Origin of the sequence: Rhizobium sp. NPDC090279, assembly GCF_044769665.1 — a bacterium.
GTDB lineage: Bacteria > Pseudomonadota > Alphaproteobacteria > Rhizobiales > Rhizobiaceae > Rhizobium.
Genome location: NZ_JBIVYI010000004.1, coordinates 453,865 through 466,645, shown reverse-complemented (window position 1 = coordinate 466,645; position 12,781 = coordinate 453,865). Strand labels below are relative to the sequence as shown.

The 12,781-nt window shown below is 58.6% G+C and carries 15 protein-coding genes and 1 riboswitch; of the genes, 9 read left to right on the top strand and 6 right to left on the bottom strand.

Features of this window, described 5'->3' with window-relative positions; translation table 11 throughout:
* Window positions 1–2: 2 nt before the first annotated feature.
* The 5 genes from ACIQWP_RS12925 to ACIQWP_RS12905 all read left to right on the top strand — a co-directional run bounded on the left by ACIQWP_RS12925 (window position 3) and on the right by ACIQWP_RS12905 (window position 5,348).
* Window positions 3–1,262: an ABC transporter substrate-binding protein gene (locus ACIQWP_RS12925; RefSeq protein WP_402787396.1), complete on the top strand. Its 1,260-nt coding sequence runs from the start codon at window positions 3–5 to the stop codon at window positions 1,260–1,262.
* Window positions 1,263–1,464: 202 nt separating this feature from the next.
* Entirely contained in the window at window positions 1,465–2,418 is a 954-nt protein-coding gene (locus ACIQWP_RS12920) for a carbohydrate ABC transporter permease (protein ID WP_402787393.1), read from the top strand.
* Window positions 2,419–2,430: 12 nt separating this feature from the next.
* A complete protein-coding gene (locus ACIQWP_RS12915; protein WP_402787390.1) occupies window positions 2,431–3,270 on the top strand; it encodes a carbohydrate ABC transporter permease in 840 nt (279 codons plus the stop codon).
* On the top strand, window positions 3,267–4,331 hold the full coding sequence (locus ACIQWP_RS12910) for a Gfo/Idh/MocA family protein (protein ID WP_402787387.1): 1,065 nt from the start codon (window positions 3,267–3,269) through the stop codon (window positions 4,329–4,331). The genes ACIQWP_RS12915 and ACIQWP_RS12910 overlap by 4 nt, the downstream gene beginning before the upstream one ends.
* A gap of 12 nt (window positions 4,332–4,343) precedes the next feature.
* Entirely contained in the window at window positions 4,344–5,348 is a 1,005-nt protein-coding gene (locus tag ACIQWP_RS12905) for an ABC transporter ATP-binding protein (protein ID WP_402787384.1), read from the top strand.
* A 67-nt stretch (window positions 5,349–5,415) separates the two neighbouring features.
* Here ACIQWP_RS12905 and ACIQWP_RS12900 read toward each other — a convergent pair whose 3' ends face one another.
* Entirely contained in the window at window positions 5,416–6,021 is a 606-nt protein-coding gene (locus ACIQWP_RS12900; RefSeq protein ID WP_402787381.1) for a TetR/AcrR family transcriptional regulator, read from the bottom strand.
* Window positions 6,022–6,144: 123 nt separating this feature from the next.
* Between ACIQWP_RS12900 and ACIQWP_RS12895 the strand changes: the two genes are divergently transcribed.
* The 4 genes from ACIQWP_RS12895 (at window position 6,145) to phnF (ending at window position 8,595) form a co-directional block, all read left to right on the top strand.
* On the top strand, window positions 6,145–6,591 hold the full coding sequence (locus ACIQWP_RS12895) for a 4-oxalocrotonate tautomerase family protein (protein ID WP_402787378.1): 447 nt from the start codon (window positions 6,145–6,147) through the stop codon (window positions 6,589–6,591).
* A 70-nt stretch (window positions 6,592–6,661) separates the two neighbouring features.
* A complete protein-coding gene (locus ACIQWP_RS12890; RefSeq protein ID WP_402787375.1) occupies window positions 6,662–7,057 on the top strand; it encodes a VOC family protein in 396 nt (131 codons plus the stop codon).
* Window positions 7,058–7,178: 121 nt separating this feature from the next.
* Entirely contained in the window at window positions 7,179–7,865 is a 687-nt protein-coding gene (locus tag ACIQWP_RS12885; protein WP_402787372.1) for a class I SAM-dependent methyltransferase, read from the top strand.
* A 1-nt stretch (window position 7,866) separates the two neighbouring features.
* Window positions 7,867–8,595: a phosphonate metabolism transcriptional regulator PhnF gene (phnF, locus tag ACIQWP_RS12880; protein ID WP_402787369.1), complete on the top strand. Its 729-nt coding sequence runs from the start codon at window positions 7,867–7,869 to the stop codon at window positions 8,593–8,595.
* A 153-nt stretch (window positions 8,596–8,748) separates the two neighbouring features.
* Here phnF and ACIQWP_RS12875 read toward each other — a convergent pair whose 3' ends face one another.
* The 5 genes from ACIQWP_RS12875 to ACIQWP_RS12855 form a co-directional block, all read right to left on the bottom strand.
* Window positions 8,749–9,099 (bottom strand): VOC family protein, encoded by a 351-nt coding sequence (locus ACIQWP_RS12875; protein ID WP_402787366.1) that lies wholly within the window; start codon window positions 9,097–9,099, stop codon window positions 8,749–8,751.
* 61 nt (window positions 9,100–9,160) lie between these two features.
* Entirely contained in the window at window positions 9,161–9,637 is a 477-nt protein-coding gene (locus tag ACIQWP_RS12870) for a 6,7-dimethyl-8-ribityllumazine synthase (protein ID WP_402787363.1), read from the bottom strand.
* Between the two features lie 88 nt (window positions 9,638–9,725).
* Window positions 9,726–9,870: riboswitch (FMN riboswitch) on the bottom strand.
* Window positions 9,871–9,974: 104 nt separating this feature from the next.
* The gene (locus tag ACIQWP_RS12865; protein WP_402787360.1) at window positions 9,975–11,036 is read right to left on the bottom strand and encodes an ABC transporter ATP-binding protein; all 1,062 of its coding nucleotides are present in this window, start codon (window positions 11,034–11,036) and stop codon (window positions 9,975–9,977) included.
* A gap of 11 nt (window positions 11,037–11,047) precedes the next feature.
* Window positions 11,048–11,836 (bottom strand): ABC transporter permease, encoded by a 789-nt coding sequence (locus ACIQWP_RS12860; RefSeq protein ID WP_402787357.1) that lies wholly within the window; start codon window positions 11,834–11,836, stop codon window positions 11,048–11,050.
* Window positions 11,833–12,723 carry an ABC transporter permease gene (locus tag ACIQWP_RS12855; protein WP_402787354.1) on the bottom strand — a complete coding sequence of 297 codons (891 nt, stop codon included), beginning with the start codon at window positions 12,721–12,723 and terminating at the stop codon, window positions 11,833–11,835. Before ACIQWP_RS12855 ends, ACIQWP_RS12860 begins: the two co-directional genes overlap by 4 nt.
* Window positions 12,724–12,781 lie beyond the last annotated feature (58 nt).

Below are 12,781 nucleotides of genomic sequence, written 5' to 3'. Positions count from 1 at the left end.
AAATGAAAACCAATGTTCTGAAAGGCTTGCTTCTTGCATCCAGCCTGCTGACGTCTGTCAGCCTGGCGCATGCGGCCGATGTGACGCTGACGGTTGAAAGCTGGCGTAACGACGACCTGCAGATCTGGCAGGAAAAGATCATCCCGGCTTTCGAAGCGAAGAACCCGGGCATCAAGATCGTCTTCTCGCCGACCGCTCCGACCGAATACAACGCATCGCTCAACGCCAAGCTCGATGCCGGCTCCGCGGGCGACATCATCACCTGCCGTCCGTTCGACGCCTCGCTCGACCTCTTCAACAAGAAGCATCTTGCTGATCTCACCAGCCTGTCGGGCATCGAGAATTTCTCTGCGGTCGCCAAGGCTGCATGGTCCACCGACGACGGCAAATCCACCTTCTGCGTACCGATGGCTTCCGTCATCCATGGTTTCATCTACAACAAGGATGCCTTCGACAAGCTCGGCCTGAAGGTCCCGGCAACGCGCGATGAGTTCTTTGCCGTTCTTGATAAGATCAAGGCCGATGGCACCTACATCCCGATGGCGATGGGCACCAAGGACCTGTGGGAAGCCGCAACCATGGGCTATCAGAACATCGGCCCGAATTACTGGAAGGGTGAGGAAGGCCGCGAGGCTCTTATCTCCGGCAAGGAAAAGCTGACGGACGCTGCCTGGGTCGATCCTTACAAGGAACTCGCCAAGTGGAAGCCTTATCTCGGCGATGGTTTCGAGGCTCAGGGTTATGCCGACAGCCAGAACCTCTTCACGCTCGGCAAGGCCGCTATCTATCCGGCCGGTTCCTGGGAAATTGCTCTGTTCAATACGCAGGCGCAGTTCAAGATGGGTGCCTTCCCGCCGCCGGTCGCAAAGGCTGGTGACACCGGCTACATCTCGGATCATCCGGATATCGGCGTCGGCCTGAATGCGAAGAGCACGCACCAGGAAGAAGCCAAGAAGTTCCTGAGCTGGGTCGCTTCCGACGAGTTCGCCACCATCTACGCCAATTCGCTGCCAGGCTTCTTCAGCCTGAATTCGCATCCGGTAAAGATGAGCGATCCGCTCGCACAGGAATTCGTGTCCTGGCGCGACAATCACAAGTCGACCGTTCGTTCCACCTATCAGATCCTGTCGCGCGGTACGCCGAACCTGGAGAACGAAACCTGGACCGAATCCGCAAACGTGATCAACGGCACGGATACGCCTGACCAGGCTGGCGCAAAGCTCCAGAAGGGCCTCGACAGCTGGTACAAGCCGGCCAAGTGATCCATTGTGTAGTGCGGGCGAGGGGCCATCGGGCTCCTCGCCCTTTTTCCTTGTGATGGATAATCGGATTGGCGATCGTATCGTCATTGCATTGCGACACACCCGACGTCGTTTCAGTCCGACCGCAGACTGGGGCAATGGGTGGATTTGAACCTTAGTGCTGCCGTCTCGTCATGCAGCCAACAAGAACAGGCAGAAAGCCATGAGCGACGTCGACACGTCCCATATTGTTGAGGTCACGCCGATCAGACGCTCCAAGCGCTGGCACATCCTCGTTTTCCTTTTCCCGGCTTTCGTCGTCTATACAGCGGTCATGATCCTGCCTCTGATCGAGACGCTGCGGCTGTCGCTCTACAATGTCGTCGACAATCAACCCGTCTTCGTCGGTCTCAACAATTTCAGAGTATTATTCGGCGACGAACGCTGGTCTCATGATTTCTGGAATGCGCTGCGCAACAACCTGATCTTCTTCGCCATCCATATGTGCGTGCAGAATCCGATCGGTGTCGCACTGGCTGCGCTGCTGTCTCTGCCGAGATTGCGGTTCGTCGCTTTCTATCGCACCGCCATTTTCCTGCCGACGCTGCTTTCCTTTGTCGTCGTCGGCTTCATCTGGAAGTTGATCCTGTCGCCGCTTTGGGGTGTGGCGCCCGAGCTTTTAAGCATGATCGGCCTCAAGTCGTTTTTCGCGCCTTGGCTCGGCAGACCGGGCACGGCGCTAATCACCGTCGCGCTTATCTCAGTCTGGCAATACATCGGCATCCCGATGATGCTGATCTACGCCGCCCTGCTCAATATTCCCGAAGAGGTCGTCGAAGCTGCGGAATGCGACGGCATTACCGGCTGGAGCCAGTTCTGGAAGATCAAGCTGCCGCTGGTTCTGCCGGCCATCGGTATCATTTCGATCCTGACGTTCGTCGGCAATTTCAACGCTTTCGACCTGGTCTACACCGTGCAGGGAGCATTGGCTGGACCTGACGGCTCCACCGATATTCTCGGCACGCTTCTCTATCGCGTCTTCTTCGGCTTCCAGCTGCAGCTTGGGGATCGCTCGATGGGTGCGACCATCGCCACGGTGATGTTCCTCATCATCCTCGCCGGCGTGTCCTTCTATCTTTTCATCGTGCAGCGGCGCATCCGCCGCTACCAGTTCTGAGGAGCGCGACCCATGTCCAAGGCACGCACTTCCACTATCCGTACCGGTTTCGTCCATCTGGCGCTGATCGCCTATACGCTGGTTGCCATCTTTCCGGTGTTCCTGACCGTCATCAATTCCTTCAAGGATCGCGCATCGATCTTCCGCGCACCCCTGAGCCTGCCGACGCCATCCTCCTTCAGCATGATCGGCTATGACACGGTTCTGAAGCAGGGGGATTTCCTGACTTATTTCCAGAACAGCTTCGTGGTGACGATCGTTTCGATCATCCTGACCCTGCTGTTCGGCGCGATGGCCGCCTTTGCGCTGTCGGAATATCGCTTCCGCGGCAATACGGTCATGGGTCTTTATCTGGCGATCGGCATCATGATCCCGATCCGTCTCGGTACCGTCGCGATCCTGCAGGGCATGGTCGCTGCCGGGCTCGTCAATACGCTGACGGCGCTGATCCTCGTCTACACGGCGCAGGGCCTGCCGCTCGCGATCTTCATCCTGTCCGAGTTCATGCGGACGGTTTCCGACGATCTGAAGAATGCCGGCCGCATCGATGGTCTCAGCGAATACTCCATCTTCTTCCGTCTCGTCTTGCCGTTGGTACGTCCGGCCATGGCGACTGTAGCGGTCTTTACCATGATCCCGATCTGGAACGACCTCTGGTTCCCGCTGATCCTGGCGCCGAGTGAAGCGACAAAAACCGTGACGCTCGGATCGCAGATCTTCATCGGTCAGTTCGTCACCAACTGGAATGCGGTGCTGGCAGCCCTGACGCTCGCCATCCTGCCGATCCTCGTTCTTTATGTCATCTTCTCGCGTCAACTCATTCGCGGCATTACATCCGGAGCAGTCAAGTGAGCCTATCTGAAAAGCCGATCCGCGTTCTCGTTGCCGGCCTTGGCAATATGGGCCGCAGCCATGCGCTGGCCTATCACAACAATCCGGGCTTCGAGATTGTCGGCCTCGTCAACCGGTCCAAGCGGGAACTGCCCGAGGAATTGCAGGGATATACGCTCCATCCGGATTTCGAGACGGCGCTGAAGGAACTGAAGCCGGACCTCTGCTCCATCAATACCTATTCCGACAGCCATGCCGATTTCGCCGTCATGGCCTTCGAAGCTGGTTGCCACGTCTTTGTCGAGAAGCCGCTGGCCACGACGGTCGAAGACGCGGAGCGTGTTGTCGCGGCCGCAAAGAAGGCCGGCAAGAAGCTGACGATCGGCTATATCCTGCGCCATCACCCCTCGTGGGTGCGGTTGATTGCCGAAGCGCGCAAGCTCGGCGGCCCCTATGTGTTCCGTATGAACCTCAATCAGCAATCGAGCGGTCCGACCTGGGAGACGCATAAGGCGCTGATGCAGAACACGTCACCGATCGTCGATTGCGGCGTGCATTACCTCGACGTCATGTGCCAGATCACCGATGCGAAGCCTGTGGAAGTGCGTGGCATGGGTCTGCGGCTGACGCAGGAGATCAAGCCGGACATGTATAATTACGGCCATCTCCAGGTGATCTTCGAAGACGGTTCCGTCGGCTGGTATGAGGCTGCCTGGGGTCCGATGATTTCGGAAACGGCTTTCTTCGTGAAGGATGTGATGTCGCCGAACGGTTCGGTGTCGATCGCCATGGATCAGAACGCAAAGTCCGACGATATCGACATGCACACGAAGACGTCGGTTATCCGGCTGCATAGCGCCGAGACGGGACCAAGCGGCCAGTTTATCCGGCCAGATCAGGATCTGCATATGGATGGCGAACCGGGCCACCAGGAGCTCTGCAATTTCGAGCAGGCCTTCATGCTGAAGGCCATCCGAGAGGATCTCGACCTTGATCGCCATATGACCGATGCCGTTCAATCGCTGCGCATATGCCTCGCCGCCGACGAGAGCGTGCGCACCGGCAAGCCTGTTTATCTATAAGGACAAAAGACTGTGGGATCGCTTCAACTGAAATCCATCCGCAAGGCCTATGGCTCGCACGACGTGCTGAAAGGCATCGATCTCGAGGTGAAGGATGGTGAGTTCGTCATCTTCGTCGGTCCTTCCGGCTGCGGCAAGTCGACCCTTCTGCGCAGCATTGCCGGCCTTGAGGACGTGACCTCCGGCGCCGTGCTGATCAACGGCCAGGATGTGACCGTGACGCCGCCGGCCAAGCGCGGCATCTCGATGGTCTTCCAGTCCTATGCGCTCTATCCGCATCTGACCGTCAAGGACAATATGGGCCTGGGGCTCAAGCAGGCTGGTACGGCGAAGGCCGAGATCGACAGCCGCGTCGAGAAGGCGTCCGGCATGTTGTCGCTCGCGCCCTATCTCGGCCGCCGCCCGTCGGAGCTTTCCGGCGGCCAGCGCCAGCGTGTCGCCATCGGCCGCGCCATCGTTCGCGAGCCGGAGCTTTTCCTCTTCGACGAGCCGCTCTCGAACCTCGATGCGGCGCTGCGCGTCCAGACGCGCCTGGAGATCGCCCGACTGCACCGCAGCCTGAAGGCGACGATGATCTATGTCACCCATGATCAGGTCGAGGCGATGACGCTTGCCGACAAGATCGTCGTGCTCAATGCCGGTGCGATCGAGCAGATCGGTTCGCCGATGGAGCTTTACAATCGTCCGGCCAATACCTTCGTTGCCGGCTTCATCGGCTCGCCGCAGATGAATTTCATCCCGGCCGAGCGTCTGGGTGAAAGCGGCGCCAAGACTGTTGGCATTCGCCCCGAACATATCACGCTATCGCACGATCAAGGTACCTGGGCCGCCAAGGTCATCCATGTCGAGCATCTCGGTGCGGACACGATCATCTATCTCGAATCCGATGCCACGGGCCTTTTGACCGTGCGCCTTTTCGGCGAGCATCAGTACGAGCCGGACGAGATGGTGTATGCGACACCGGATACGAGCCACATGCATCGCTTCGATGCCAATGACCAAGCGATCCGCGCGTAAGCAGGACTAGTCGAGGCGGGGTGGCAACCTTCGTCTCGGCTGCCCCGTTATTGTATGACTTGCAGGGTCATTTTCCTTGCGGTTGCGAAGGGTTGCCGGCGGTGAGAGCAGCCCGCTCGATGACTTCGGCTATGTGGAGGGAAAGGGCGGGATCGGAAACGGCGCGGGCAAGCGTTAGACCACCGCTCAACGTCGCGAGAAGAACGATAGCGCGGTCCTCTGCCGTTGTTTCACCCGCGCTCGTGCTCTCCGGCAGGCCGGCGGCGACATCGGTGATCAGTTTTCTCAATTCTACCGTATAGACGCGGCGTGTTTCCTCATCAGCACGCATCACATCAGGGGAAAGGCTCGGCAGCGTGCAGCTGTCGCCGAGATCGCAGGTCCGCTTGTAGCCGAGATAAAAGCCGGCAAGCGCCTTCAGCCAGTCTTTCGGCTGGTTTTGCCTGAGTGTCAGGATAGCCTGACGCAATTCCTCCAATCCTTCCACGACCGCCGTGCGAAACGCATCGCTCTTGGACTTGAAGTGCCCGTAGAAGGCGCCGTTGGTAACGCCCGCTGCTTTCGTCAGCGCATCGATGCCCGCGCCACCATAGCCTTCCTTGCGAAAGACTTGCCCTGCCGCCGCGACGACCCGCGTCCGGGTCTCTTCCTTATGCTCGGCGCTGTAGCGCATTTTTTTGTCTCCATTGAGAGTGATCTCTCTTTATCGCTTGAATAGAGAGCGATCGATGTGTATCGTTAAAGAGTGATCGGTATATATCAATTGCCGCCACAGGTCCAACAAGGAGATGTTCCCATGCCCATTACACTCACCATACCCGAAGGGTTGCTTTCGTCCGAAGCGCAGGCGCAGGCCTTTGCCAGATTGACGGATGCCGTCCTCGACGTTGCCGGCTTGACCGGGAATGAATTCATGACGGCCAATGTCATTGGTTCGATCAATGTGCTTCCGGCCGGACACGTGCTGGCGGCCGGAAGGCCCGTTGCCGCGGCCTTCATCGAACTCAAGCTGCCCGAAATCGCGCTCGCGACCGCCGAGGCCAAGCGCGCTTTCATTGCACGGGCGACCGATGTCGTCGAGCAGGCGGCCGAAGGGAGGATCAAGCGCGAGCATATCTGGTCTAATATAGTCTATGCGCCCGAGGGTGGCTGGGGCATAGCCGGGCAAAGCTACAGCAATGCCGATCTGGTCAATGCCATTGCGAATGCCGCAACGTCTGAGGTTACAGCTCATCGCGTTTGATGAAGGCAGTTTGTGTAAACATCGGGCGGCCGCGTGAGCCGCTTGTGGGATAGCGAGAAGGAGGCAGGACGTGCAACTCGCCAATTATTTGTTTTTTACAACGCATTGCGACGAAGCTCTTGCCTTCTACACCGCCTGCGGGCTCGGTAAGATCACACTGTTGGTTCGGCATGGGGCGAATGGAATGCCGCTCTCTGACAGCTCGATGCGGGGCAAAGTGATGCATGCGCGTTTCGAAGGGCCGGGCCTCCTCTTCTTTGCGTCGGACAATCACGACGCCGAGCCGATGCGAGGCTCTGCGCACATGCTTATGATGGATGATCGCGACAGCACCGACGAGATTTTTGCCCGCTTGGCTGAGGGCGGTAGGGTAACAACGCCGCTCGCCGTGCAGCCGTGGGGCAGTTACTACGGCAAGCTGACGGATCGCTATGGCGTGCAATGGATGATCGACTGCACGAAATAGGGATCTTCCCGGTTAGGGAGGAGTGAATCATAGTAAATAGTCCGGTCGTCCGGATGAATTCATACGGCTGTCATGAGAGCTGGCTATCAAGGGTTCAGTCCACTCCAACGGCGAGCCCATCATGACAAACGCAGCATCCATTTATGCAACCTGGCACACGGAGCCGCAGGGCGATGTCGCCATGGCGGAATCGCATGCTCCTTATTGGCGTCACTTCATCGAGACCGTGCCGGAGCGGGATCTCTCGTCAAAGACCGTCCTGGATTTCGGCTGCAACCGCGGCGGTTTCCTGCGGCTGCTTCACGCCATGCGGCCGTTCCGCCGGGGTGTCGGCATCGATATCGCCTCGGAGTCGGTAGCTGCAGCCGCTGCTGCTGTAGGCAACATGCCGTTGCAGTTTCATGTCACGACCGACCTGGCGCCCTTTACCGATAGCTTCGACGTGGCCTTCAGTTACGAGGTCATCTATCTGCTGCCGGAATTGAAGCAACACGCCGAGCAGATGTTTCAGGTCATGCGCAATGGCGGCGTCTATTATGCCGTGACCGGCTGCCACAATGAAATGCCGCTCTGGCCGAAATGGTTGGAGTTGATCGGCAACAACAGCAATGCGCCGGTGCAGGATCGATCTCCGCAGGACTATATCGAGGCTTTCACGGCGGCCGGCTTCGATGTCTCCGTCAAGCGTTTTGGTTATGACGGCTTCGTGCGCGCGACGAAGGATCGGAAATATTATCCGAGCATTCTAGATGCGCTGAGTTATCCAGCCGAATACAAGCTCCTGTTCCGGCTCGAGAAGCGCGTTTGACATGGAGACGATCGATCGCAAGGGCGGCAGTGCCCTCTGGCATCAGATCGGCGAGATCCTGGCGGCTGATATTGCCGCCGGGACTCTCGCTCCCGGAGAGAAATTGCCGACCGAGCCGGAGCTTATGCAACGCTTCGGCGTCAGCCGCTTCACCGTGCGTCAGGCCCTTGGGCATCTCGAGCAACGCGGGCTGGTGCGCGCCGAACAGGGACGTGGAACCTTTGTCCATAGGGGCGTGCTCGATTATACGCTGTCGAAGCGTACACGCTTTCACAAGAACCTGATCGAGCAGGGTTTCGAGCCGGGTGGCGAGTTGCTCGCCCATGAGATCGTGCCGGCGACGGAAGGCATCGCCAGCTATCTGAAGCTGGCGGTCGGGGCGCCGGTCATCCATCGCCGCGGCGTGATGACGGCAGACGGCATTCCGGTCGAATTGGGCGATTCCTATTATCCGGCCGAACGCTTTCCCGATTTCGATAAGGCCAGATTGAAGCACCCAACTATTACGGCGGCGCTCGCCAGCTATGGTGTCACCGATTATGAGCGGCTGTCGACGGAGATCGAGGCGCGCATGCCGACGGCTGAGGAGGCGAGAATCTTGCGCCAGCCGAAGTCCGCGCCGCTGCTGGTGACGCGCAAGGTCGATGCGGATGCAGATGGAGTGCCGATAACCTATTCGGAATCGGTATGGCCGGCTGAACGCACCACCTTCAATCTTGATCTGCGATAGGGGCCGCGGGAAGGGCGCTGGGGTTCCTCGTGACCTTGGTTTAAAGCATGATGCCGAAAAGTGTGATCGGTTTTCGGACGACATCATGCTCTACCTTTTTGATTCTAGAGCGGATTCAGGTTTTAGGTCGAACAGACCTAAAATCATCCGGCTCTAGCGGTGGGAGAGGATATTGACCACCTTGCCGAAGGGATCGCGGACATAGAAGCGGCGAACGCCCCAGGGTTCATCCGTAAGGTCATACAATATGCCGAAGCCCATCGATGTGGCGCGTTGGTAGAGCGCGTCGACATCGTCGACCTCGATCGAGAGATCTGGGACGATGGTGCCTGAGCCGCCCTCGCTGGCGACGCTGATCTGCGGCACCGTTGCCGCTTCGGAGGCGAAGGTGACGATCCAGCCGTGATCCATGACGATGTCGAGACCGAGCAGTTCATGATAGAACAGCCGGGCTGTAGCGGGATCTGCGGCGGGCAGGTTTGGAATGATACGCAGGACGGCCACGGACGTTTCTCCCTTGTGAGGTGGAGGCGGGCTTTGGCCGCGCCTCCTCCATGATGCTGGTTCAGACCGTAACGGCCGGCAGCAGCTTGGCGCGTTCGTTGAGGATATGGCGGCAGGCGCTGGCCACCTCACGGCCCTTCAGGATGAAATGCTCCTTGAAGAACTGGATATGCGCCTCCGATTCCTGGAAGTGATGGGGCGTGAGGACGGCGGACAGGATCGGAACGCCGGTATCCAGCTGGACACGCATCATCGCATCGAGAACGGTATTGGCAACGAACTCGTGACGATAGATGCCACCGTCGACAACGAAAGCGGTGGCAACGATCGCCGAATAACGGCCGTTGCGGGCAAGCGTCTGCGCATGCAGCGGGATCTCCAGCGCGCCGGGAACGTCGAAGATGTCGATCGGCGATGCGCCTTCTGTCGTCTGCCACTCGGCGACGAAGGAATCGACAGAGCGATCGACGATGTCGGCATGCCAGCGGGCCCGAATGATCGCAATGCGGCTCGGCTGGGTAGAGATAGAAATGGTCATGAATTTTGCCTTTCAAGGGTTGTTGTCAATTATCCCTTGGGCGAACACGCATGAACGCAGCGCTCCCCGCTCGGAGGAGGTGCGACCTGCTTGCTCTCTTCCATCCGGACTATACCGTCGGCTCCGGCCTCTCACCGGATCTGCTGACCCTTCCGGATATCGGAAGGCGCTCGCGGGCTCGGGGAAATCCCCATACCGCCGGTGGGGAATTACACCCCGCCCTGAGAACGAGTGGACTATAAATGCATTTGCGCAGCGAAATCAAAGAAAAACGCCGAGCTTTTGGCCCGGCGTTCGCGAATATTTTTTCAAAATTGTTTCACTGCGAGGCAGCTTCTCAATCCTGGATGACCAACAGGTCTGAAGAAGCAAAGCGCAGCGTCACCTTCTCGCCGACGCTCGGAGGCATCATGCCCGGGCTGTTGAACATATCGAAGGAGATCGTGTTGCCGGCGACGTTCATGCGGGTGCGGATGACCGAACCGAGGAAATGCGCGGAGGAGACTTCGCCCGTCAGCGCCGTGTCGCCCTTGGCCGATTCAGCGAGCGAACCCGCTTCCGGGCGCAAGGCCAGCGATACCGTATCGCCAGGCTTGTAGGCGGTGACCGACTGTCTCAGCGTGACATTCTGATCGCCGATCGTGATGCGGCTGCTGTCGGGATCAACGACCTTGCCCTCGATCAGGTTCAGCGTGCCAACGAAGGACGCGACGAAGCGGGTGGCCGGAGTGTTGTAGATCTCGAAAGGCGAGCCGATCTGGTCGGCGCGGCCGGCATTCATGACGACGATGCGGTCGGAAATCGACAGCGCCTCTTCCTGATCGTGCGTCACGAAGACAGTGGTGATGCCGAGCTGCTGCTGAATGGCACGGATTTCCTCGCGCAGCGATACGCGGATTTTTGCATCCAGTGCCGAAAGCGGCTCGTCAAGCAGGAGAACCTGCGGCTTGACGGCGATGGCGCGGGCGAGCGCCACACGCTGCTGCTGGCCGCCGGACATCTGATACGGGAAGCGAGTGGCAAGATGATCCAGCTTGATGAGAGCAAGCATCTCCTTGACGCGCTTGTCGATGTCGGGCTTCGCCATGCCGGCGACCTTGAGGCCGAAGGCGACATTGTCATGCACCGTCATGTTCGGGAACAGCGCATAGGCCTGGAACACCATGCCGATGTTGCGCTGGTTCGGTTTCAGCGCTCGCTGATCCTTGCCGTTGATCGTGAGCGTGCCGGCGGTCGGGGTTTCGAAGCCGGCAATCATGCGCAGCACGGTCGTCTTGCCGCAGCCTGACGGTCCGAGGAAGGAGATGAACTCTCCCTTCTCGATCTGCATGTTGAAATCATGGACGACATGAATGTCGCCGAAGGACTTCTTGATGTGGGTAAGTTCGAGAAAAGCCATAGCGGGGAACCTTACGCCTTAATCGGAGCGGATTTTGAGAAACGGGAGACCAGCTGGAGAAGGGCCATGCTGAGCCAGGTCACTGCAAGCGCGATGATCGCCAACGCAGACGGCTCATAGGCCTTGTTGGCGCCGACGAGCTGCATATAGGGCCCGAACGCCGGACGGTTGAGCAGCGAGGCCATGGTGAATTCACCCATGACGATCGCGAGTGTGATGAACGCTCCGGAAAGCACACCGCTCATGACATTTGGAAAGATGCATTTGAACATGATCGTCGTCCATTTTGCACCAAGGCTTTCGGCCGCCTCCGTCAGCGTGCCGATATCGATGGTGCGCATCGCCGTATCCACTGAACGATACATGTAGGGCAGCGATAGGACAATGTAGGAGCAGACAAGCAGGATATTCGTTGTCGAGTTGTAGCCCGTCAGCGGCAGGACCGACGACGAATTATAGAGGCGGAGATAGCCAAAAACGATGACGATGGCGGGAATGACCAGCGGCATCAGCGTGATGAACTCGACGATGGGGCGGAGTTGCGGCAACCGCAACCGCACCCAGTACGCCGTCGGCACCACGAGGAGCATGCCGAAAATGATGGTCAGAAGCGCCATCAACATCGAGAAGCCGAAGGCGGTCAGGAAGCTGAAATCGGAAAAGACCGAAGCATAGGCATCGAAGCTGTAGGCGCCGCGCCGCATGCGCAACGAGAATTCCAGGGTGCCGATGAGCGGCACCAGGAAATAGATGAGGCCGATGGCAACGGCGATCCAGGCGAAGAGTTTTTGCAGCTTCATTTCTGCCACCGTTCAGCGCGCATGCGCATCAGGATATAGATGACGTTCGAAATACCGGTGATGACGATCATGCCGAGCGCCAGCGCATAGCCGAGATTGGCGTTATGCAGCACGTCGCCGCGGATCTGCGCATAGAGCACGATCGGAACGATATTCAGTGAACTGCCCGTGAGCGCGATGGCCGTCGCGATCGCGCCGAAAGAATTGGCAAATAGCAGCAGCGTCGTGCCGAGCAGGCTGGGCCAGAGGATCGGCAGGGCGACCATCAGCCAATATTGCCTGTTGGTCGCGCCAAGAATGGACGCGGCTTCACGCCATTCCTTCTTCATGCCGTCGAGTGCCGGCGTGATGATCAGCACCATCAAGGGAATCTGGAAATACATGTAGGTAATGGTAAGGCCGAGAAAACTCAGCAGATTGAAGCCGGTCGAATAAAGGTTCAAACCAAAATGAGCGAGCAATATGGTGACCAGGCCCTGGCGGCCTAGTGTCGCGATGAACGAAAAGGCCAGCGGCACGCCGGCGAAATTGGATGCGACGCCGGAGAACGTCAGGAAGGCGTGGCGAATCCAGGTGGGAAGGCCGCCAAGGACGAGTGCCCAAGCCAGATAAAAGCCCAAGATCGCACCGCCGAGCGCCGAAGCGACCGAGATTTTTATACTGATCCAATAGGCGCTCATGATGGTCGGCGTGAACAGATCGACGATATTCTTGAGCGTAAAGCTCCCATCCGGCGTCAGAAAGGCGCCAGCGACGAGGTAGATCGTCGGGAAAATCAGAAACAGCAGCGCGAAGATCGTGAACGGCGCAATGCCCAGCCAGTCAACGACGACGCGTTTACTGATCAGGGGAGTGGAACTGACTGTCGATGTCGTGACGATGCTCATGATTGGCCCAATCCGCGGCGTCAGAAAAACGGAAAACCTCCCCGTCGAAACGGGGAGG

Excerpts from the sequence above, each read along its gene's own strand:
- ACIQWP_RS12925 (WP_402787396.1), top strand. The coding sequence starts at position 3 with ATGAAAACCAATGTTCTGAAAGGCTTGCTTCTTGCATCCAGCCTGCTG.
- ACIQWP_RS12920 (WP_402787393.1), top strand. The coding sequence starts at position 1,465 with ATGAGCGACGTCGACACGTCCCATATTGTTGAGGTCACGCCGATCAGA.
- ACIQWP_RS12915 (WP_402787390.1), top strand. The coding sequence starts at position 2,431 with ATGTCCAAGGCACGCACTTCCACTATCCGTACCGGTTTCGTCCATCTG.
- ACIQWP_RS12900 (WP_402787381.1), bottom strand. The coding sequence starts at position 6,021 with ATGCGCTACAGCGCCGAGCATAAGGAAGAGACCCGGACGCGGGTCGTC.
- ACIQWP_RS12895 (WP_402787378.1), top strand. The coding sequence starts at position 6,145 with ATGCCCATTACACTCACCATACCCGAAGGGTTGCTTTCGTCCGAAGCG.
- ACIQWP_RS12885 (WP_402787372.1), top strand. The coding sequence starts at position 7,179 with ATGACAAACGCAGCATCCATTTATGCAACCTGGCACACGGAGCCGCAG.
- phnF (WP_402787369.1), top strand. The coding sequence starts at position 7,867 with ATGGAGACGATCGATCGCAAGGGCGGCAGTGCCCTCTGGCATCAGATC.
- ACIQWP_RS12870 (WP_402787363.1), bottom strand. The coding sequence starts at position 9,637 with ATGACCATTTCTATCTCTACCCAGCCGAGCCGCATTGCGATCATTCGG.
- ACIQWP_RS12865 (WP_402787360.1), bottom strand. The coding sequence starts at position 11,036 with ATGGCTTTTCTCGAACTTACCCACATCAAGAAGTCCTTCGGCGACATT.
- ACIQWP_RS12860 (WP_402787357.1), bottom strand. The coding sequence starts at position 11,836 with ATGAAGCTGCAAAAACTCTTCGCCTGGATCGCCGTTGCCATCGGCCTC.
- ACIQWP_RS12855 (WP_402787354.1), bottom strand. The coding sequence starts at position 12,723 with ATGAGCATCGTCACGACATCGACAGTCAGTTCCACTCCCCTGATCAGT.